The following is a 20,678-nucleotide window of genomic DNA, read 5'->3' on the forward strand; positions in this document are numbered from 1 at the left end:
TGCAAGGCGTGTCGCAGTAAAGCAGGCTGAAACAGTGACATTATACGATAGCGGTGACCACAGGATCAGCGGTGTTTCCCAGTCGCAAAGCACGACCCAGCAGTTGAGCTTCAGTAGTCAAAACGGAATAATTCGCGCGTCAGACCTTCCAATCGCTCACGCGCAGACACCATCACAGTGAAGACCGTTTGAGACTAAAGCTGCAACAACCCTTTTTTCGCGGAGAGTTTGCACGACGACCTCGATTGTCATCAACTTGTCCATGCTGGCCAAAGCGCCGCCGTTGTGCAAACCGAAAGATTCGACCGAACCAGCTCGATGATGTCAACGCTCGATAACTTTCGCTTTAAGACCGGTGATGATCGATCTTCCTTCCACGGGCTCTGAACGATCTTGAAACCTTTGGTTCACTAACCCAAGGGTCAATGAAACCTCGGGCAGTGGGAAGCGCAGCAATCGTCGGTGGCTATGCCTGGCTGGGAAGCTGAGCAAGCCACTGTTGAACTTCAGCGTGATAATCTCTTAGCTTGCTCAGCAACTCAGCCGACGCAGCGTCAGGATCTTGATCAATCGGGTAAATTTTCCTGCCGGACTCGAGATATCCGATGTGAACGGACAGCGTCTTCCGGGTTCTGATCCAGTCTGCCCTCAGATCATCGAGCGTGTTCATAATTCCTCCCTCCATGCACTGAGAAGTAACTCCAACCTCATGTTAAAACCGACGTACGATCTGGCATGCCCTCTTCGACGTGACGCAGCGACCAAGCAGTTTGAATATGATAGCAATTTAACGCACTCATCTAAAGACATAAGTCATTGCCACGTTAGCGTTCGGAAGACTAGGCGGCACCGCCTCTCCATTTTTAGACGCCGGGGTGCCCATAGCCGACTGGACAACCATCTATCAGACCTGCATCCGCCTGAGGTCGTTTGCTGAATTTTTGGCAGGGCAACGAGAGCAAGCCTGACAGACTCGGCATGTCGACGATCCTACGGAGATGTGCCAGTGTTCGCCCTTAAGGTGAGAGAATATCCAGCGGCAATCAGGCCATTTCCCCGGCGCGACAAGCTCAACCGGCATAAATAGGGCGAGGAATAAATGTTCGGGATAAACGATCGCATCCGAAAGCACAGTGAAACATACGGTCCCATCCGGGTCGCGGTCATAGGCACCGGTGCCATGGGCGGAGCGCTTGTCGATCAGCTCACCATGGCACGGGGAATGGAGGCTGAGGTCGTAGTAGATGTCGACCTCCACCGTGCCGCCGAAGTGCTGGCTGCCGCCGGCTTCATGGAGAACCGGATCGCACGTTGTGCATCTCTCGAGGAAGCGGAAGCGGCGCTGGCTGTCGGCAAAAAGGTGATCGCGACGAAGCCGGAAATCGCTTGGGGCCTGCCACAGATTGATTGCGTCGTGGAGGCAACCGGCAACCCGACTTTCTTCGCCGATGTCGCGCTGGCCACGATCGCCGCCAAGAAGCACCTTGTCACTTTCAACGTTGAGGGTGACGTGCTCGTTGGGAACATCCTCAAGAAGAAGGCGGACGACGCTGGCGTCGTCTATACGGGCATTCACGACGATGAACCGGGTGTAGTGAAGGCGCTGTATGATGAAGCCGATGCGCTAGGCTTCGAAATTCTTGCCGCCGGGCGGCATGACTACGGCGGCGGCGATGCCAAATGGAATAAGGAAAACGTCGGCGCCTACCTCAAGAACGTGAGCGCCGGCGCCGTGCAGCGCAATTCAGCCCTCTTCGCCTCGTTCGTCGACGGCTCCAAGACGAACGAAGAGTGCTGCATGATCGCCAACGCGACCGGGCTTGAGCCCGATATCCGCGGAATGCATGGACCGGCCGTCACCTTTAGTGAAGTCGCGCAGCGTGTCCCCCAGCTCCTCGACAGCCGCCAAAATGGCGGCATCCTTAGTCGCACCGGTGTGGTCGAACGTATCATCCCGGCCGAAGGCCCCCACGTCCAGCCTGTCTGGTGCTTCGTCGTAGTGCGAATTCGGAATGAACTGCAGCGAGTGTTTATGAATTCAATGTCTGGTCTCGGCAACCTGGTGGACGAGAGGAGTCCGCTCGGTAGCGCAGCTGGCGCCCAGTTACCTCCATCGCCGACAGGAAAGTCGACGGTCGGCATTTTTTATACGCCTTATCATTACGTGGCGATCCAAGCGCCGATCTCTATCGCCATGGCGGTCATCGATCGGCAGGTGACCATAGCCCCTCTGACAAACGGCAAGCGCTACGCCGACGTCATGGCGCTGACGAAGAAGGATCTCCTCGAGGGTGAGGTCATCGACGAGATCGGCGGCCTTTGCGTCGCGGGGCGTGTGGAAAAGGCGCGCATTGTGAGTGAAGGCAACTTTCTTCCCTTCGCCCTGGCGCGCGGTGCCACAATGAAACGAGCCGTCTCGAAAGGCGAGTACCTCACCTATGACGACGTGGTGCTCGATCTCGCGAATGACCGCCTCGTGGCACTCCGCCGTGAACAGGACGTCCTGTTTCCCCCGGCCTGACAGAGCTGAGATGAGGAGTAAGCCTCTGGTGCGAGATGTGGCTCGCTCAGTCACAGAGCACGATCCCCGAAGTAGCTACCCGCGGGGCCGTTGACGCTGTGGTTGGAGGCGTAGTCAGACCAATTGCGCTCATTGTGCACAAGAGACCAGCTACCCTGCCTGCTACTAACGGATGGACGAGGCCGAAGGGCCGCTCCTCCCTCGCTCCATCAACACGCAAGAAGGGTCTATCAGTATCGAATATGGAATGTCGAGCCATCAAGGGTGTTGATGTGGCCTTTTAGAGCTCCAGGGGAGAGGGTTAGCAATGGAAGGTGAGCCCTGGTTGGTTGGTTGGGTGAGTGGCATAGTCGAGCCGAGGTCAACAGGCTTCATCCTGTTGAAGCCGGGTGTCCCGTACCCTGCTGTTGTGGGCAGAGGTGCGAGCTGGTCGCTTCTCGACCACTTACCCCAAGGTAAAGCTGCCGGCGCCCAGGACGCGTTTCCTCCTTCCTACCGAAGAAATGTCGCAGCACCTGGGCGCCGATCCTCCCCGACGCCCGCGAGACTTATGCGCTGACGACAAGCCGTGGGAGCATTTGTGGGGTTTTTGCTTGTCATCATGTCGGCTTGATCACCCAGCCCAAGGCGCTGCCGAGACCTATCGCAACGGGTCGCGCAAGGTAGAGCAGGCCGAAGACCGCAGCCGCGCCGACTTTCAACCATGCGGGATAGGTATCTGAGGGATGATCGGTCATGCCCACATGATGGCCCTTAGCAAGGCTTGAGGCACCCATACAGTGAACTAGTGAATTTCCGAAAGCAAACGGAGGCAAGGCATTCGGATTTAGTGGAGCCGCAGCGATGCACGGGAGGACATGCACATTGCGCGATCGAGGATTTTGCGGAATTTGTCGCCGAGGTCGTCCATGATGCTCTTACCACCCTGCTTGCTCGGAATGACCGAAATGGCCTTACGATCTCCGCGTCCAACTTCGCGAAGCGCGCGTCTAGCGCAAGCCTCCGCCGCCGCATGCGGCTCGTTCGCGAGGAGATTGTTGGCGATCCGCTAGCGCCTCCACTTCTCGGTAGAGGGCCTATGAAGGCGTCCATTTGTCCCGCAGAATGGCTTGATGAACCGTAATTTCCTAATCTACGGCGCGCTGGCTGTCGCACCCAAATGAGCCGCGCTCGCCGATCATGCGGCCGGAAAACCACGGGCAGAAGTTCGGCAGCGTGATTCGGATCAGTGATGCGTGTCCAGGGCAACGGAATCGTCCTTCCTCTCGTGTCAGTTTAAGCCTTCGCGATTCATCGTGATCAATCACAAACTTGTAAAGATCACAAAGCGCTAAAAGTCTACATGCACCTTTTTGTGGCATGCAATTGCTCTGCCGCCCGGCGCGTCTGAGCGGCCGCCTCCGGAGCCGGAATGCGAGGTATGAAGCGCCGGCGTCCTGGAGTGCTCAACTCGATCCGCCTAGCCGCTGCCCTGAAACAGGGGGCAATCTGGACAAACTGATCTCTAATCTTTTGACGACGTTGTTGTCCTTATGATCGAAGTCAAGACGAAAAGCCGCGATGGACAACGGTAGAGGAATCGGTTGACTGAGGTATAGTCACTAGCGGCGTGACCCGCCGATCAGGCCACTAGCAGTGCATAAAGTTTGACAGATGCCGCGTCCGATCCGGTAGTCTGCACCGCCATGGATCACGACAGCGACCCACTCTGGGTGCGGATAGCGGCCGTCGTAGCACTATTCTTTGCAGCGATGGCGGTGGTTGCGCTTGCACTCGCCATCCTGCGGGTTTTCCTTGATTACTTGACGCGCCCGTCGCTCCGGGCAGAGTTCCGGTTCGTGCAGTCTCCGGCTTAGCCTTCGCATTCTCCCATCAAAACTCCGCCGCCGCTGGGCGACTTGCTTCGAAGGATGGCATGATGACCGAGCCGCAGTCTCTCCGCACGAGAAGCGCCAGGACCTTGCGGAAGCGAATGGCTAAACCGACGGCGGATGAAAAGTCGGTAATGTCGTCGGAGCAGCCGACGTTGATCCCCATTGATATCGCCAAGCTTCCACGGAGCAGCTAACGAAATATGCATGGCCATTCGAAGCTCGATCCTCTGTCTGGCACTTGAACTTCTGAGGCCATCTGGGGCAAACGTTACGTCTCAAAGGTTCTAAGGATTGTAGATTATGTCAAAAGCCTTCATTGCCTCCGTGTTGCAAGACTCTGCTGAGCTTACCGGCGTCGCTGCCAATCGGGCGGCAGCCGACCTCATAGATGCCATTGTCAAAGAGCTGAAGACCTCCGGTGGCTTTACCCTGCCGAGCTTTGGCACGTTTCGCGTCGCCAAGACGAAGGCCCGCAAGGCACTCAACCCGCGCACCGGCGAGCCCGTCAAAGTAAAGGCCGGCAAAACCGTCAGGTTCAAAGTGTCGCCGTCGCTCAAGAAGCTGGTGTAGCGCCCGACTTCCGGCCAGATCTGCCACTACGCTTCAGACCGTAGTCAGCCTTCTATGCGAGGAGTCCCCTCCTCGACATGGCCTGCGTCGCTGACCGCTTCCCGGAAGCGGCTAGTGGCGCAGCGCGGCACATCGCGTAATTCGAAGACAGCACCATTTGGAATAGACGTGGACCAGGTGCTTGGCGATGTGAAGCATCGTGGCTTCCCTGACAGGAACCGAACGCCGCGACCTGGACGCGCTCCACGCAGGTTCCTCAGCGACGCGGCAATCTCGCGTCCCACGAGATAGATCGGCGTCTCATGCGCCTCGAAAACGGAGCGAGAGGGCACCCGCTCGTCGACCGTGATTTGAAGGTCAACCATGTCTTCCATGGCAGCAATACTGCCATCGACAGCCCATATATCTTGACAGAGTGCGCGCAGCGCCTGCTCTGCTCCGAGCGGAAACACCCAGCCGGTTGCCGGGCCAAGCCACGTCCCTCCGGCCCGCCTCGCGCGATACGGCAGTGCCGGATGATAGGGCGCCTCGAGTTCCAGCCGTGCCGCCGTGGCTCTTACGACAACCATGTCAGGTTCTCTTCTGTACTGGGCAAATCCTAACCCCCTCCTCGTTGCACGCCAACGGCAATGTCGGTGCAACCCTATGAATTCGCTGAATCAGTCATGGCTGAAAAATCAGCTATATGAATCAGCCGCCACGGGCTCGCGTGTCGCAGGCGTCGCGCGGCGTCGCGTATACGCCAGCTATCCAGTCATCGCTGATGGGTAAATCGAGGGACCGCTTCCAGACGCAGCCAACCATGGTAAGTTGAGCGATGGTCATCCATTCCCCGTCGTCCATTGATGCCTTTACAGCACCTGAGCGCGACATCATTCGGCGTGAACTCGGTCAGCACTTCGGTAGCTTCCCCTCCGTAGCGGAAGGCATGTTCCTGCGTGTCTGGCGTGCAGGGCCTTTGGCCGGTAAGCCGAAGCTTCCTCCCGCGATCCAGACCATGATGGCCCGCGGTCTTGTAGAGGTCCAAACGGACCGGGGCATGCCGCGAGCCTTTTTCACCCAAGCAGGGCTGGCCGCGCTGCGCCAACTCGCCAAGGATCGCCGACTTCTGGATCCCGTGCGTTACGCCCATATTCGGCACGAACTCGGTTTGCAGACGGAACAGGCTGCGGCGGCCGAGTGATCGACTGTCCCATCTGCAAGCAGATCGCGACAGGCCCCATCCATTTACATAGTACATCTCGCTCAATGCACGCAGCCTATGGACGACGACAAGGTTGGCTGTCGTCAGCCCATTCAGACAATCCAACGACTCGGACGTAGCCGCAGGCAGACGAGGGTGACGCTCAATGTCCGCCTACCCGTCGCTTGGCCAAAGACGATTCCACCTGTTCGGTCGTGTGCCGCTCTTGCTCGGCGCGCTAGTCCCGAACGGCCCTGGCACTGCGCGCCGCCTCGCGTGTCTGCTTCACCGAGGCAAGCCATCGTTCGGTGCGCCCCAGCCGCTCGCAGATGACCCGCGTTGCAAGCCCGTTATCCAGGAGCTGCCTGGCGCGCACTTGGACGCTTACATCTTCCGTAGTCGGAGCGGCCCGAGGTGCAGTGACGGCGGATAAAAGAGCGACGGCCCGGTGAGTGGCACTGTCCCGCTCGGCTTTCTCTTTCTCCAAGAGCTCATAGAGCTCGCATACCCGAACACCAAGTTTTCTTGCCGCCTGCTTTATCGGCGTATGTTCCTCGTGGACTAGTTCCCACGCTCGGGTCGTCGTCGCCATGTTTCTCCAGCCTGCCGCTGTTGGTGCGATGAGTCCTCCTGCCACGTCGCGCGTTGAACATCAACAGTTTGCTGTGTTGCACCCGATTGATGCGGAAACGGGGTCGCGGCACTGCGAGGAGATCGTCAAACGGGCGAAAAATTGGCGCGAGGAGGCTTCGTTCGCACCGATCACCGGCAGGCTGACGAGAGAACCAAACTGCTGAAGGTGATGAGAATGCCGATACCGCATTCACCTTTGCGCGCCACAAGGGTGCGTCGCGAGCGCTCCCGCCTGCTCCGCAGGCGCCCTTGTCCCGTGCAGGCTACGCGATCGTCGGACCGTATTCTGAGAGGGAAGTACGGACGATGAGCATCAAACACACCGAACTGGACGAGATGAGGTCGAGAGTGAGCTGCGCGGTGTTGCTCGAGCGGCATCCTCCACCATGGCAGTTGGACGTGAAAGAGAGCACGCGCAACTGCCTCAAATACCGCAGAGCCAAGGGCGAGATCCTTTTGGTGACACATCAAGGCCGCGGATGGTGGGATCCCACCAGCACGGCCAAGGGTGACATCTTCGGGTTGGTGCAGTTCCTCAATCCGGGCCTGAGTTTTGGCGAGATCCGCAAGGTTCTCCGTCCCTTCATCGGTCTGAGCCCGGATTTCCCGGTCCACGAACGACTGTTGGCAAAGCCAGCGCCGGACGTGCCATGTGCGGTGAAGTGGGAGCGTCGGCGGCTGCCGTGGCCGGGATCACCGACATGGTGTTATCTGACCGAGACACGCCATCTACCCGCGCTTGTCGTGTCCGCGGCGATCAGCGCCGGCATGCTGCGCGAAGGGCCGCATGGCAGTGCCTGGTTTGCCCATCGTGACAACGAAGGTCGCCTTACCGGGATCGAAATGCGCGGTCCCGAATACCGCGGCTTCAGCCCCGGCGGCGAGAAGACACTATTCCGGCTACCGGGCTGGCGGTGCACTAGCCTTGTCTCGGTCAAACGTCTGGTTGTCGCCGAGGCGCCAATCGACGCGATGAGCATCGCGGCAATCGAAAATCTCCGCGGCGACACACTCTACACCGCGACAGCCGGCGGCATGGGACCGGGCACGCTTGCCGCTCTCGAGCGCCAGCTTCAGGCCCTTGCGGCGCAGGAGGGCGGCGAGCTCGCCGCCGCGACCGACAATGACAGCGCCGGCCAAGGCTACGCGGACCGCTTGACGGAGATGGCCAGAGCCGTGGATCTGAAGGTCCGCCGCCTACTCCCGGCAAATGGAGCGAAGGATTGGAATGACGTGTTACGGCACGGGAGGCGGGTATGAAGCCCGATCGCGCCTGGGTTCGGCTGAGCTCCGGGCGACGACTTAACCTGATCGCCCCGCAGCCCACGGATTGGACCGATCTCGATCTGGCAGTCGGGCTCTCCCGGACGCCAGTAATCTCGGCGGGGGGGACTGCCGCCGTCCGAACAGCTATCTCGACGGCCCGCGACTCGCGAACTTTCAGCCGGCAGAATACCCGCCACTAAAAATCGGCCGCTCGAAGCGTAAAGGCGAGGCAGGAACCGGCTCATGCTCGATATCCGACACGGGACTCAGCACAGGGTCTTCCGGTGGCGTCACAGCCTCATTATAGGCTGATCTCGCTATGATGTCGGTCATCACCGCCACGACTGTCTGACGATCCATTCCTTCTTTCACTGCGTCTGCAAGCATAGCGTCCAGACGAGGCGAAACCCAGTCGTGTATAGGGGTGCTCATGTACTTGCCTTCCGGTTGGATTGCGGAAGGATATACCACGTCCTGCGTGGGCACAGAAGAATACCGGCGCGTCACGATCATTCCCTGCCGTCCTTCGACATCCAGCACAACACGCATGTGAACGCAGAAACGGGTGGAGAGCTGGGAGGGCCATGGCGCTTCGCTCGGCCGTCTCGCCCCTTTTCGTGTTGCTGCGGCTTGAACCAACCGCGCGTTCCGGAAAACGGGTGGGTCCTCGCCATACTCGCTCCGTTCCGTGTGGCTCCGGTCCAACGCAAGCACGTTCCGTTGTCCATCTCTTCCGGCCGGTTCCCAGGGCCGCACACGAAGGGACGCCGACGGCAAAAGCCAGATGCCTTTCTTCGTAGTAAATTGTGGGAAAATGACATGGCTTCCGTCAACAAAGTTATCCTCGTCGGCAATCTCGGCAAGGACCCCGAGGTCCGCAACAGTCGGTCCGGAGACAAGATCGTTACCTTCAACCTCGCCACGAGTGAGAGCTGGACCGACAAGGCGTCCGGTGAGCGCAAGGAGCGCACTGAGTGGCATCGCGTTGTTGTGTTCAACAGCCAGATCGCGGAGGTCGCTGAGCGTTTCCTGAACAAGGGCGCAAGGGTCTACGTCGAGGGCCAGCTGCAGACGCAGAAGTGGACCGACCACTCCGGCATTGAGCGCTACTCCACCGAGGTGGTGCTCGCTCGCTTCAAAGGCGAGATGACGATGCTCTCGAACACGAATGGAGGCCATCGCCAGACCGGCACGGCGGATGAAAGCACGGGCGATGGAGACCTGCCGCACGCGGGCCGGGATCTGGATGACGAAATTCCGTTCTAGGGCGGGCGCGCCAACGGCCCGCGCTCTGTGTGCGGGTCGTCGGCCGTCCATCTCGATGGGGAGGATGCGCGAGTGAACCGCGCGACGATCAATCGTTTTTTGGGGCCTAGCCAGCGGACCTCGCCACCGCGGACTGCCCCGCCTGACTACTGGGCTTTTGGCATAAACGAGCCAGTTGATTCGCGCGGTGTGATTGTCCTGAGATCATGGTTTCAGGACGCGACCGTGAAGCCTCGGCCCTAGCACGTTCCGGCGGCATTCAGGAAGTATCGGCCCGTCCGCGCCGCGCAACTCAAGCGTCTACGGCCGCGCCCTATAACCTCTTCGGTGCTTTGATCGTGCAATCCGGGCCAGGGTATTGAGAGCAGCTCCGGGATCAGGATGCGGGTCCATCCGCTGGCACCATTCGTCCCGATCCGGCCCCACTGGCGCATGAGAAGCGCGCGACCGAACAGGTCCGGCCACACCTCCATCCTGTAATACCGCCACTCGTTTAAGTCCGGCCGGATGCGGCACGACGCCGCGCTATCCGGAAACAATGGCAGCTGCACCGGTTGAAGTTTCTTTCGGTTCGCACCACGAGTCGCCATGACAGGAGCCTAGCAAATCGCGGGGCGATGAACAGTGCCGCGTTCACGGGGCTTGCTATGGACAATTCCGACTGTACAGTTGCGGCGACGCGTACCTGCTTCGTCTGTGGCGCTCTCGCTAGTTTCGGCTTTAATACTCGTGCCGGCGTCGTTTGGACCTGCATGAGCCACCGGTCGGAGGGCGACAAGCGCCTGGTCGCGCCGGCGTCATCCGGAAGCAAGACGGCGTCCGGACGGGCCGCAAGCGGAGGTCGGTGATCAGTCTACGGGATCGGCATGTAGGACGCTCGCCATCTGTTCCCGTAAGCCGCCTGTCCCACGCAGCTTCGGTACGGTCTGGCCTGTGCAGATCCTCTCCAGCCTCCTCACCCAGCGTAGCAGAAGCAGAGGCAGGATCAGCATCCTCGGCAGCCGGTCGGGCAGCCCGGTCCGCCACGCCAACCTTGTGAGCGGCACTACTTAGCCGACTTTCGAACACGCTCGCGTTAAGATTCACGGCGTCGCAGACTCTATGCCGATCAGCTTGGAGGAGCGGTCTGTGAGCTTGGCGTACAGCCCAATCGCGGCTGCGCTCAAAGACGTTCTGAAGATGTCCTATGTCCAAGCCGCGCTTTGGGACGGCCGCGTTTCCTTGGCGAAATCCAGGTGCCGGTCTTCGATGACGGGCAGACGCTGCTGTCGAGAGACGGCCAAGGGAGCTTGGAGAATAAGGGGGCGTTGTGCACAAGCTGGCGCTCAAGTCCAGGGGCGGTCCTTAAGGGGCGGTGCAAGCACGGACGGCGGTCTGGGTGCGGGTCTTGCTGACCATGGGGCATTTCGTCGCATGCACCCGCGGTCCGCCTGGTCTGCCTTGTCCGGTCTCACCCCTCGCGCTGTTGTTGTCTGAACCGGGCGTCACTCACTCCAACCCCCGCTTCGCCAAACGGCAAAGCGCCTGCGGTTCGCACGGCACCGGGTCGCTATGCTCCCGCACCACTGCCATCCTTAGGGGTTTCCGCTCCCTCCTACCCGGTTCTGGTCGACCACACCCGAGGGGGAGAGCCGGCACTGGGCCGGCGAACCAATCGGGCGCAAGAGCGATCGAAATCATGGCCAGCAAGACCCGCACCCGGACCGCCGCCCGCACCACCCAGAACCGCCAGCCCGTTACCCTCGAATTCGCCGCTAGTCTGTGCCCCCACACTGCGCTCGCCGAAAACCTCTCCCGCACCTTCGGCCTTGAGCCCGTCGACACCGCCAGAATCCGCGAAGCAACCGAGGAGCACCTGGCCCTCGCCTCCAAGGAACTCCCCCTCTCCGAAAAAGCCCTCGAGATGCACCTGCAGCGGATCGTCGGCGCTTATGTCAGCTCCGCCTTCGGCGCCGGCCATTTCTACACAGGGAAGGTCACCCAGGCCCGCGACCTCACCATGAAGGTCGCCAATGAGGACCGCGACGAAGACCGCGATGGCGTAAGCGGCTTCGAGAGCCGGGCGGAACGCGCCCGCATCTTCGCCGCCGAGATGGGTCTCCAGGCGCATGCTCTCCTGGCAGCCGCCGAGGGCGCCGTCTCCGCCTACGCGCACCTCACCGGCAATGAGTGGAAGCCCTACGAGGTCCCGAGCCAGGCCCCGAACGTCAGCCGCGCCAAGGCAACCGCCCAGATGGGCGCCTTTGAAGGCTAAGACTAAGGCGGGAGCTTTGGCCCCCGCCTCCTATTTTCCAAGCAAATGGGCGTCGCAGGTTGCAGCACCCAGCCGCGTGTTGGCACCGCGAGTCAACACAACGAGCCGGCGGCCGCTCCACGACCCCCCTTCTGTCAGCGCCCCCACAAGCAGGGTGCCACTTGCACAAGGCAATTTTGCAGAAATCAAGCCGCGTCACGCCCAGCAGTCAGGCAAAAGCACATCATGACGTGCGGGCACGCCAACGCCGACAGCGACCTGCGCGCGCCCTGCCGGCCAACTACCGCGGCTTAAACTCACCAAACTTGGTCAACAGTTCTGATACAAACATCCTTCGCCTGCAGCGACCTTGTGGTGCAGTCTCACTCCTGTCGGCCACGCCATCGCCGGCAATCTGCTGTGGCAAAGGGTGCGACAATCTGGTGCGACCGACGAGATGGATGTCGTCGTTCGCACCGAAATCTTCGATGCTCGGTCAATGGATCCGATCGGCAGTGTGGTTCTGCACACAAAGACAGATCATAGTCGTTCGTCAGCAGCTTTGGCCCCGAGCGGCCTGTGTGTCCATAATGGCCACATCCCGGCGGGAGCGTCATGTGGCCATTATGGACACAGTCCGGCGCTGCCGATGTCTCCCTATCGTTTGTCGCTGTGCCTCATCGTCCTGGGCTGGTCCGAGCGAGAACTCGCTCGGCGAACCGGTGAACACCGAACAACGCTCAGACGTTGGCTGGCCGGCGAGAGCGATATCGATCCTGCCGTCGCGAAATGGCTCGAGGTGCTGGTCGCCGTCCATGTCGCTAACCCCGGCCCCACACGAAAACCACTTTCGATTCTTGATGCCACTCTGACCGTTGGCACCTCCGCGAAAAGCTGAATGCTTACTCCCAGCCAGCGCGCAAGGAAGAAAGCCTTCATTGCTTTCGTAGTAGCGAAGCCGGCCAAGGTCGCGTCGCCGAAGTGCTCTGGGAAGTGCCCGTGACCTACACCCGCACCGCTCAGACCGAAGTCATCCCTGAGAACAAATGGTCTTACTGACCGAGTGGCCGGGCTCGATAGGACTCGGCACTACCCGCGCACCGGCGGTCGCCAGTGCGCGCGCCTGTGCAGCATAGAGGCGAAGCTGATTGGCCACGTTCGCGCTGCCACAGCTCTTGCCTGATTCAATGAGGGTAGGCGAACCCAGGCTTACCATTCGACATTATCGACGGCACGCAGCGCGCGGCTGGGTCCGCAACACTGCTCCATGGGCTTAGGGATTTCGCCGCAATCCAAACGCGCTTCCCATTTGGAAAAAGCATCTCCTCAAATCCATTGACGTCACGGATGGGCAAGCGGACTGCGACGGTCATTGCCGCCCAGCCTGCTTCAGGAGCGTCGGCACCGGGGCCGGCACGAACAATCACATGTGCGGAGGGGTCGAGCGATTGCTTCTCCGATAGATTTAGTTTCATACAGGTCCAACCGCCCAGAGGTTTTACCGCGTGCAATCCTTGCGCGGAAGCGCCAGTGGCGATGATCGAACAGGCGAGAGCGAACCAGGTAGTGGTGAGCCGCATAAGTCACTTCCCTACGTCAAAACAGAAGCCGAAGCGGCGCTTCCGATCTTATTCGAGACCGACGTCCGCCACTGCACGACGGTCTCGCCCGGTGTAATGCCGTTGCTCGCCAGAGTCGCCGCTGAAGCGGTTGATAAGACAGACGCCATTGTCGCGCTTCCATCGGCCGTGGCGATGGCCGCGCCGGAGGGGCCAAAATTGTAATAACTCCTGACGTCCAATACCGTGGGGTCAGTCACTCCATCATTCTCTAGCGACTGTGCTCCATGCTTCAAGTATTCGGCGGCTGCGATTGCTTCCGTCGCGGGATCACTCTGACCTGCAGTTCCCGGCACGACGTCCGCCGCCAGGCTTGGATCTTGCGCCAGCGCCGCCGCTAGACTCGACTGAAAGGTCGCGGAGGTCATCTGGAACGCCCCGGTGATGCTCCCCGTTCCAGCCACGTTTTGACACCCACTCTCGAGCACGCAGGTTGCCGCCACCGCTGTTGCGTTGACTCCGAGTGCCTCCGCGCTTTGCTCGGCAGAAGCACCCCAAGATGTTCCCAGCATTGTGTCGAGGACACTGCTGTCCGTTGACGTCCCCGTTCCGGTCGTGTCGCGGGTTCCAGTCGTGCTACCCCCGATGACCGAGACCGTTCCAGGTGGCATCGCAAATGGAGGTAGTCCAACCTCGGTAGCCTCCGGGATAATTTGCTGCGGCACACCGCTTAACGTTTGTGGTTCTGGGTCAGCCAGCGCGGCTGATCCCCAGAACACGAACCCAACTGCGGAGCTGGTCAAAACTTGCATCGCTCGCCGTCCCGCCGCCCTTCGGCCTCTTAGCTGAACCCTCTGTGCTTCCACGCGCACCTCCGATCAGGTTGGACCTGATCGTCCGGCGGTCCGGTGCGAACCGACACGCTAAATCCCAGAGAAGTCTTTCATCTCACAGAGTCGATTTCCCTTATCGTCCTCCCAATGGGGCGTCAGCTGGCAACGCTCGATCGCAGCGCCGATCTTTTCAACACGACCGGCCATACCCCAGTCGGACCACGTGCCCCAGACGTAGCCTGTCAGCACAAGGCCCACCATCAGCGCCCCAAGACAAAGAGCACGTACAAACTCGAGATTGTGATTGTATCTGCGCTGCTTGATGACGAGCGCCTCCCGAACGCCGCGCGTCATGTCCGGCAGGATGTCCTTGACCAACTGGGCCAAGGCCGCGGTCTTATCGACCTCGATCTGCGCGATCACCCGCCGCGCACCCCTGTCCAGATTCTCGATCACGCCGCTCGCCTTGGCCAGCGTTTGGCGCGTCCGTTCCGTCACGACCCTCTGTTTGGCCAGTTCATCCTCTCCCGCGGCCTTCGCCCGCTCCACAATGGCCAGCAGCGCGTCCGCGACGCCCAACGCGACTTCCGCGAACCCAGCCTGCGTGCCGATCATTGTCGAGATGAATATTCCTTCTGGATATTCGGGTCGGACCCCCCAATCACGCGCGGCCGTCTCGACAGCCGATAACCGGTCTGCAAAGCGGCTACGCATTTCAGCGAGATCCAAGGACGGCGGGATAGAGCCGGTCAGGCGTCCGTCGTTTCCCATCAGCTTCGCCTCGCGGCGCGCGGATGTTCCGACCGGCCGGCCTCAATGGCAACGCCTCCCGGGAAGCGTTGCCAGAACTCAGCCGCGGTCGTCATGTCCTTGTCGAACTGCACACCATACCGCTCCCTAAAGCCGGCGGACTTGAGGTCCGGTCGGCTCGCCAAGATCGAAGCGGGCATTGCGTAGACGGAGACCGCGCCAACGTCTGGCCAGGGTGTCTGAACCACCATCGCCCGTCCCTCCTCAATGCCGTCTGCCAAACGTGCGGGGAGATAGGAAAAGGGCGGTCTGTTGCGGAAGTTGGGCGGTGTTTGAAAGAAGGCCGCGCCAATCTCGCTGTAGAACCTCTCACACTGCTCATATTCTTCAAGCGTTTCGAACACCGCGGCCCCGGCGCGGTGTTGATAAGTCGCCACGGGAAGCATCGGCGAGAACGGCACAGGTGGTGTACGAATAATATATAAACCGGGAAGGCCCGGTTGCAGCTTCTGCACGACATACTCGAAGGCCGGGTGATCAGACAGCGCGCGCTGTTGATTGGTCCGGACCCATAGTTGCATCGCAGCAGTGGTCGCCTTTTGCCACGCCAAGGCGATTCCCGCCCTCGGCAAGACATCCGAGGTCTGGTCACGTTTTCCCAGCACAACACGAACGACGAGATCGAGTGGATTGGAGGGTTGCGACAGGACATAGATGGTCGCGGCCGGCGACCCCTGCGCACGCGTGAAGACCTTCCAGGGATCGGAGGTCCCGATGAACTGAACCTCTCCCCCTTGATGGTAGAGGTTCAGAACCGTGAGGAGTTGCTCGCGAGTCATTTTCGCCAACTCGGAGCTGACGTTCAGTTCCGCGACCTCGGCCTTGAGTGCACCCCCGGCCTCGTAGCGATCCCAGGCCCTGACCTCCAATCCCTCCCAGATGAAACACTCGGTCGCGTCCGCTGCCATGGCTGCGAGCGTTTTGCGAACGTCTTCATCGATCATATCAGCAACGACCTTGGCCACTTTGCCAAAGGCGTCGCGTATCAACGGCTCCATCAACGACACGCGGCGGCCACGTTCCGTCTCAAGCACGGGCGTGCTCCTCGACTTCCACGTCCGCTTTGGGATCGGTCGCCACCCCCTCCACCACGGCGCTTCTTGAGGGCGCCGGCAGCCAGAGCGGAGGGATCGAGGCAATGAAGGCCGGTATCGCCTTTGTCCACCAGATCGCAACACGCTCCTGGTCGAAGAAGGAAAGTCTCGGATGGTCACCTTTGACGACGCCCTCCGCCGCGTCCGAAAATGTCAGACCGCGATCTGTGACCTGCGACATGCACGACAGCGGCGGCATCATCACGAGCTTTGCGCCTTGCACGAGGGCGTCCGTCACGATCGGGTGGCTTTTGATCGAGGTGAACGCATTGCTGGCCGACCGCCCCGACATGATCAGCCCAGCGTTGAGCACGATCAATGTCGCTTCAGGTGCGAAGAGCTCCTGCGCCGTGAAATGGCGGAGATAATCGACATCCGCCTGTTCCGGCCCGATGACATGGGCGAGCACAACTCTGATGCCCTGGCGTTCCAGTGTCTGGACGATCGGGATTTCCCGCACGATCCGGCTCAGCGGCGTGTCACCACCTCCAACGTCGAGGAACGCATTGTACTGACCGTCGATCTGGTCCTGAATGCGCTCCTCCAGCCAGGACTTGACGTCGTCGAAATCCGCTGACGGAGGTTCAAGAACATCCTCATGAAAGAGGGGCAGGTTATAGGTGACATTGAGAAGATCAGCATTCCAGATGACCAACTCCGCGCCCTGCTCCCGCATGGCCTGAATGATGGTGTTAAGGAAGGTTGTCTTGCCGACCCTCTGCCGACCCACCCCAATGAAGAGGATGGGTCGACGTTCACTGGCCACCTTCGATGCTACGGGCATGGTTTTACGTCCTCTGTTTTGGTCGGATGATGTGCCGGTCCAGATAGGCAAACTGTTCATCCACCGCGGTTAGCTGCGCTCTCACCTCCTCGGGCAGGTGGTCATAGCCACCTTGAGCCGGGGGCCGGGTCGGTGGAGGAGGCGCGCGTCGGGGGACAGGCATCACCGTTCGCGTTACGGGCGGCTGCCAATCTTCTCGCGGGCGCGAACGGTGCGCTGAAGTGGGCCGGTTTGGTCCGTGTGTTGGTCGCGCTTCGATCTCGCGCGAAACGCGGTGGAACAGCTTTCTCGCGGTGTCCCCTGTCAGGGGCTCCCCTTTGCCATTTGTCTGCCCTCGGCTGACCAGTAGCTGTGCAAAGGATTCCCAACTCGGGCCGCCAGGGCGTCCCACTTTTCGATCGACCAATTCGGCGTAGCTGTCGCGAATGTAGCGATAGACGCGCGAAGTGGCACCGTGCTCGTCTCGATCGAGCTGCCGAAGGTCTCGCTTGGTCAGCCGTCGGCTCATGTCGCCCCGCTGGATTGCCTAGCGGCAGCCTCTTTGTGTTTGGTGCGAACGGGCAGTGCTAAAAATCGCGCTAGCGCCAAAACTTCCGCCAAGAATCCGGAAAGGAACCGGACACGATCCGGACGACTTCCGGAAAGGAACCGGAAAGCAAAACGGGCTTTCCATACACCATTGCACCCGTCGTGCACGGCGACACACATTGACGCGGGTCGCCAAAACACCGGAGTTCGTTCGCACCAGTTTTCGGGATGCTCTCGCCGACACAAGGAGAGCGTCATGACGACCGACCCGACTGAATCGCTGAGCCTCATCACACGCGGCCAGGATGAACTGAAGGCTGGGCAGGTGCAGATCGACGGCGCCCTCGAAGCACAGGGCGCGATCTTGCGGCTCCTTTCGGAGCAACTGGGCGTCGTCATCGAGAAGCTCACCCCGGCGCTTGATGACGGGCCGACAATGCAGGAATTGCTGGCTGAGTTGGTGGCGAGGGTCGGTGATAACGGAGTCCTCCTCCGGCGCATCGATCGCCGCATCGACAGCATGGCGACGAGTCTGCCGGACGATGTCGTCCGCGCCATGAAAGGGGCGTCCGGGACGAACGGGTATGGGGCTGCTGCCAACCATGGCGCTGACGGGAGTGCGGCCTCGTGATGACCTTCCGCAAGCTGGCGGCCGCGTCCGCCGGCAAGTTGATCCGCGCCTACTTCACCGAGAATACGCCGCAGCCGGCCCATGACTTCCGGACGGACCCTGGCAGGGTGCTGGACAGCGGCGGCCGGCTCACCTCGTACTACACAGGGCGCGACAGCCGGGCGACGTGGCGGCCGGATATGCCTGCTGAGTTGGCGCAAGCGCTTGGTATCGATCCGCGGACCATGCCGAAGGACGCCGATCTCGATCGGCTATTCGAAGCCAAGCGCGCCGATACCGGCGAAGCCTGGACGGAGCAGAGGCGCCAGGTCAGCGCCTATGACCTGACGCTGGCACCCCACAAGTCAGTCGCCCTGGCGGCGGAGTTTGCGGCGACGGCCGCCGAGAGCGCCATGATCTGGCACGCCATCGATCGTGCGAACGACGCCACCATGCGTTTCGTGGCTCGGGAGGTCGGTTGGGCGCGTAGGGGGAAGGCCGGAGAGGACGGCGCCGACCCGGGAGAAGTCGGATGGGTGAGCTTTCGTCATCACACCGCCCGCCCTACCCTACCCGTCCAAGATGGCGCCCACGGCGCAACATACCTGGCGCAGTCGCCGGTCAGGGGCGACCCGCATGCTCACATCCACAACGCCCTCTTCAACCTGGTCGTTACTAAGGATGGTCGCGTGGGTTCCCTCGACACCCAGCGTCTCCACAGCCGCGTGCACGAATTCGGCGCCTTCTTCCAGGCGCGATTGGCCGATGAATTGCGCCTACTCGGCGCCGCGACCGGCTACGACAAGAACCAGCAAGCCATCGTGCTCGAGGCGATCCCGCAACAGGCTATTGATCTGTTCAGCAAAGGACGCAGGCAGGTTTTGGGATCGGCAAAGGCCTATGCCCAGTCGCAAGGGCTCGATTGGGACGCGCTGTCCGTCGAGGGCAAGTTCAAGATCCTTTCCACGGCCGGCCTCGCCTCGCGCCTGAAGAAGCACGGCGACAAGAACGACCAAGAAATCTGGCGGGAGCAGGCCGCCACGATCGGCTGGCACCATCAGACCGTTCTCGGTGAAACCCAGCATGAAGCACGGCCGGCCGCCGAACGCTTCGACGCTGCCTACCGGTTCGCCGCCCGCCATCTTGCCCAGGAGTTCCACACAGCCGCCGTCATCGACCACGACAAGCTCCGGATGTATGCGGCGCGCGGTCTGATCGGCACCGGCATCGCCGGCGGTGTCGCTGACATCGATCAGGTGGTGTCGCTTATCGAGCAGCGGGGCCTGACGCTGAAGGGCGAGCAGGTGGCGCTCATCCTTGGCATGTCCGGCGACAAGGTCCGCGTCACCAACACCGCCCAGGTCCGAATCGAGGAAAGCCTCGCCGCGGAGGCGGCCCGCGCCGCGGCCGACAAGACCGGCGCGCTGTCACACGCCGCGATCGCGGCCGCGATCGCCGTCTCGGGGCTAGATTTCACCTCGGAGCCGGACCACGGGGCCGCCCAGAAGGCGGCGATCTATGCGCTCGGCCAGGGAGGTGCCCTCACGTTGCTCACAGGCGTGGCGGGCGCCGGGAAGACCACGCTACTCAAGCCCCTGGTCGAAGCCTGGAAGGCAGATGCCCGTTTCAACACGAGTGGCCGGGATGTTGTTGGGCTGGCGACGGGTTGGAAGCAGGCCGACGCACTCAAGGATGCGGGGATTAGTCGAACGCTCGCCATGGACCCGCTCCTGAAGGCGATCGAGAGCGGCGAATTCGCAGCCAGCCGCAACACGGTCCTGGTCATCGACGAAATCAGCCAGGTCGCGCCCCGTGCAATGCTTGCTCTGCTCCAACTGCAGCGCACGACTGGTCTAACCATCAAAGCACTCGGCGATCGGGAGCAGGCGCAATCGGTCGAGGCGGGCGATGCCATCGAGATCCTGCGGCGGGCGATGCCCAAGGAAGCACAGGCCGAGCTGCTCAGCACCGTCCGCCAGAAGGGCCGCAACGCATCCGAGACGCGTCGCCTGCGGATGATCGCGGGCCTGTTCCGGGGAGCTGAGCCCGACCTCGATTCCTTGGACGAGCTTTCCAAGCGGCGCCGCGGACGGAAGATCAGCGGGCCGCGCCTTGCCAATGCCCAGGCCGAGTTGGAAGCCAAGGAGCGACGAAACCATCATCTTGGCGAAGTCGAGAAAGCCCTTTCCCTGAAGCGCCAGGACGGCACCGCCCGCTTCATCGGCGGCGACCAGGATCAGGTCATCGGCCGGATCGCAGACTTTTACATGGAGCGGCGGGACGCCCTCGCAGCGGCTGGGTCGAAGGGCGGCATCACCGTCTCAGCGCCGACTAACGCCGACACCGCTGATCTCAGCCGCGCCATCCGCGACCGGATGAAGGTGCGTGGCGAGTTACGGAATGACGAACAGGTTTACGACGCCATCGACCAGCGCGGCGAACAGTACGCTATCCCGATCGCCACGGGCGACAAGCTCCGGCTGTTCCGGCGGACCTGGGCGGAGATCGACGGCAAGGGCGGCTCGATCGGCAACAACGGCGATATCGTCGAGGTGGTCGGCCGCATGGCGAACGGCTTGGTGTTGCGCGACAAGGCCGGGCGCCTGGGCGAGGTCGAGTGGAAGCGCCTCGAGCACAAGGCGACGGGGCGGCTTCTGGTCGGCTTCGGGCATGCCATGACGATCGACGCCGCGCAGGGGATCACCTCGGACGAGCACATCAACGCCCTGCCCCGCGGCACCGCTGGTATGACCGGGTTCACCGCCTACGTGGCGGAAAGTCGGGCGCGTGGAACTACTTGGACAATGGTTTCGGACGAGGCGACCTTCGACGCCGTTCGCAGCCGGCGCGCGTTGGGTGACCTGACGCCGATCAAGGCCGAGGACATGTGGTCCAAGGTGGCCGAGGACATGGC

19 protein-coding genes are annotated in these 20,678 nt (G+C 61.4%); 9 read left to right on the forward strand and 10 right to left on the reverse strand.

The window, feature by feature from the left end; genetic code table 11:
• Nucleotides 1–466: 466 nt before the first annotated feature.
• Complete coding sequence (locus GSQ83_RS13525; RefSeq protein ID WP_158803403.1) at nucleotides 467–670, reverse strand: hypothetical protein; 204 nt, start codon at nucleotides 668–670, stop codon at nucleotides 467–469.
• A 429-nt stretch (nucleotides 671–1,099) separates the two neighbouring features.
• On the opposite strand from GSQ83_RS13525, the gene GSQ83_RS13530 reads away from it, so the two are divergent.
• The gene (locus tag GSQ83_RS13530; protein WP_216850149.1) at nucleotides 1,100–2,521 is read left to right on the forward strand and encodes a hypothetical protein; all 1,422 of its coding nucleotides are present in this window, start codon (nucleotides 1,100–1,102) and stop codon (nucleotides 2,519–2,521) included.
• Nucleotides 2,522–3,120: 599 nt separating this feature from the next.
• On the opposite strand, the gene GSQ83_RS13535 is transcribed toward GSQ83_RS13530, so the two are convergent.
• The gene (locus GSQ83_RS13535) at nucleotides 3,121–3,258 is read right to left on the reverse strand and encodes a hypothetical protein (RefSeq protein WP_158803405.1); all 138 of its coding nucleotides are present in this window, start codon (nucleotides 3,256–3,258) and stop codon (nucleotides 3,121–3,123) included.
• A gap of 1,135 nt (nucleotides 3,259–4,393) precedes the next feature.
• Nucleotides 4,394–4,558: a hypothetical protein gene (locus GSQ83_RS13540; RefSeq protein WP_158803406.1), complete on the reverse strand. Its 165-nt coding sequence runs from the start codon at nucleotides 4,556–4,558 to the stop codon at nucleotides 4,394–4,396.
• A 137-nt stretch (nucleotides 4,559–4,695) separates the two neighbouring features.
• On the opposite strand from GSQ83_RS13540, the gene GSQ83_RS13545 reads away from it, so the two are divergent.
• Nucleotides 4,696–4,965 (forward strand): HU family DNA-binding protein, encoded by a 270-nt coding sequence (locus tag GSQ83_RS13545; protein WP_158803407.1) that lies wholly within the window; start codon nucleotides 4,696–4,698, stop codon nucleotides 4,963–4,965.
• A 44-nt stretch (nucleotides 4,966–5,009) separates the two neighbouring features.
• Here the strand turns inward: GSQ83_RS13545 and GSQ83_RS13550 are convergent, their stop codons facing one another.
• The gene (locus tag GSQ83_RS13550) at nucleotides 5,010–5,534 is read right to left on the reverse strand and encodes a hypothetical protein (protein WP_158803408.1); all 525 of its coding nucleotides are present in this window, start codon (nucleotides 5,532–5,534) and stop codon (nucleotides 5,010–5,012) included.
• 248 nt (nucleotides 5,535–5,782) lie between these two features.
• Between GSQ83_RS13550 and GSQ83_RS13555 the strand changes: the two genes are divergently transcribed.
• Nucleotides 5,783–6,148 carry a hypothetical protein gene (locus tag GSQ83_RS13555; RefSeq protein ID WP_158803409.1) on the forward strand — a complete coding sequence of 122 codons (366 nt, stop codon included), beginning with the start codon at nucleotides 5,783–5,785 and terminating at the stop codon, nucleotides 6,146–6,148.
• Between the two features lie 939 nt (nucleotides 6,149–7,087).
• Nucleotides 7,088–8,041 (forward strand): DUF3991 and TOPRIM domain-containing protein, encoded by a 954-nt coding sequence (locus GSQ83_RS13560; protein WP_254065672.1) that lies wholly within the window; start codon nucleotides 7,088–7,090, stop codon nucleotides 8,039–8,041.
• A gap of 180 nt (nucleotides 8,042–8,221) precedes the next feature.
• Here the strand turns inward: GSQ83_RS13560 and GSQ83_RS13565 are convergent, their stop codons facing one another.
• Nucleotides 8,222–8,560 (reverse strand): hypothetical protein, encoded by a 339-nt coding sequence (locus GSQ83_RS13565; RefSeq protein WP_158803410.1) that lies wholly within the window; start codon nucleotides 8,558–8,560, stop codon nucleotides 8,222–8,224.
• Between the two features lie 306 nt (nucleotides 8,561–8,866).
• Between GSQ83_RS13565 and ssb the strand changes: the two genes are divergently transcribed.
• Nucleotides 8,867–9,313 (forward strand): single-stranded DNA-binding protein, encoded by a 447-nt coding sequence (gene ssb / locus GSQ83_RS13570; RefSeq protein ID WP_158803411.1) that lies wholly within the window; start codon nucleotides 8,867–8,869, stop codon nucleotides 9,311–9,313.
• 239 nt (nucleotides 9,314–9,552) lie between these two features.
• Here the strand turns inward: ssb and GSQ83_RS13575 are convergent, their stop codons facing one another.
• On the reverse strand, nucleotides 9,553–9,903 hold the full coding sequence (locus tag GSQ83_RS13575; protein WP_371418013.1) for a WGR domain-containing protein: 351 nt from the start codon (nucleotides 9,901–9,903) through the stop codon (nucleotides 9,553–9,555).
• Nucleotides 9,904–10,991: 1,088 nt separating this feature from the next.
• Here GSQ83_RS13575 and GSQ83_RS13580 point away from each other — a divergent pair.
• Both GSQ83_RS13580 and GSQ83_RS13585 read left to right on the forward strand, forming a co-directional pair.
• The gene (locus GSQ83_RS13580; protein WP_158803412.1) at nucleotides 10,992–11,567 is read left to right on the forward strand and encodes a hypothetical protein; all 576 of its coding nucleotides are present in this window, start codon (nucleotides 10,992–10,994) and stop codon (nucleotides 11,565–11,567) included.
• 628 nt (nucleotides 11,568–12,195) lie between these two features.
• On the forward strand, nucleotides 12,196–12,444 hold the full coding sequence (locus tag GSQ83_RS13585; protein ID WP_158803413.1) for a helix-turn-helix transcriptional regulator: 249 nt from the start codon (nucleotides 12,196–12,198) through the stop codon (nucleotides 12,442–12,444).
• Between the two features lie 693 nt (nucleotides 12,445–13,137).
• Here the strand turns inward: GSQ83_RS13585 and GSQ83_RS13590 are convergent.
• The 4 genes from GSQ83_RS13590 to GSQ83_RS13605 form a co-directional block, all read right to left on the reverse strand.
• A complete protein-coding gene (locus GSQ83_RS13590; RefSeq protein ID WP_158803414.1) occupies nucleotides 13,138–13,533 on the reverse strand; it encodes a hypothetical protein in 396 nt (131 codons plus the stop codon).
• A 495-nt stretch (nucleotides 13,534–14,028) separates the two neighbouring features.
• Nucleotides 14,029–14,553: a hypothetical protein gene (locus GSQ83_RS13595; protein ID WP_158803415.1), complete on the reverse strand. Its 525-nt coding sequence runs from the start codon at nucleotides 14,551–14,553 to the stop codon at nucleotides 14,029–14,031.
• A gap of 155 nt (nucleotides 14,554–14,708) precedes the next feature.
• The gene (locus GSQ83_RS13600; protein ID WP_158803416.1) at nucleotides 14,709–15,782 is read right to left on the reverse strand and encodes a hypothetical protein; all 1,074 of its coding nucleotides are present in this window, start codon (nucleotides 15,780–15,782) and stop codon (nucleotides 14,709–14,711) included.
• A complete protein-coding gene (locus GSQ83_RS13605; protein WP_158803417.1) occupies nucleotides 15,775–16,626 on the reverse strand; it encodes a hypothetical protein in 852 nt (283 codons plus the stop codon). The genes GSQ83_RS13600 and GSQ83_RS13605 overlap by 8 nt, the downstream gene beginning before the upstream one ends.
• Before the next feature lie 784 nt (nucleotides 16,627–17,410).
• Between GSQ83_RS13605 and GSQ83_RS13610 the strand changes: the two genes are divergently transcribed.
• Nucleotides 17,411–17,785: a hypothetical protein gene (locus GSQ83_RS13610; protein ID WP_158803418.1), complete on the forward strand. Its 375-nt coding sequence runs from the start codon at nucleotides 17,411–17,413 to the stop codon at nucleotides 17,783–17,785.
• Nucleotides 17,785–20,678: MobF family relaxase (gene mobF, locus GSQ83_RS13615; RefSeq protein ID WP_254065673.1), on the forward strand; the 2,894-nt coding region annotated here is incomplete at its 3' end. The genes GSQ83_RS13610 and mobF, both read left to right, overlap by 1 nt.

Source organism: Acidisoma sp. L85 (assembly GCF_009765865.1).
In the GTDB taxonomy this organism is placed as follows: Bacteria; Pseudomonadota; Alphaproteobacteria; order Acetobacterales; family Acetobacteraceae; genus Acidisoma.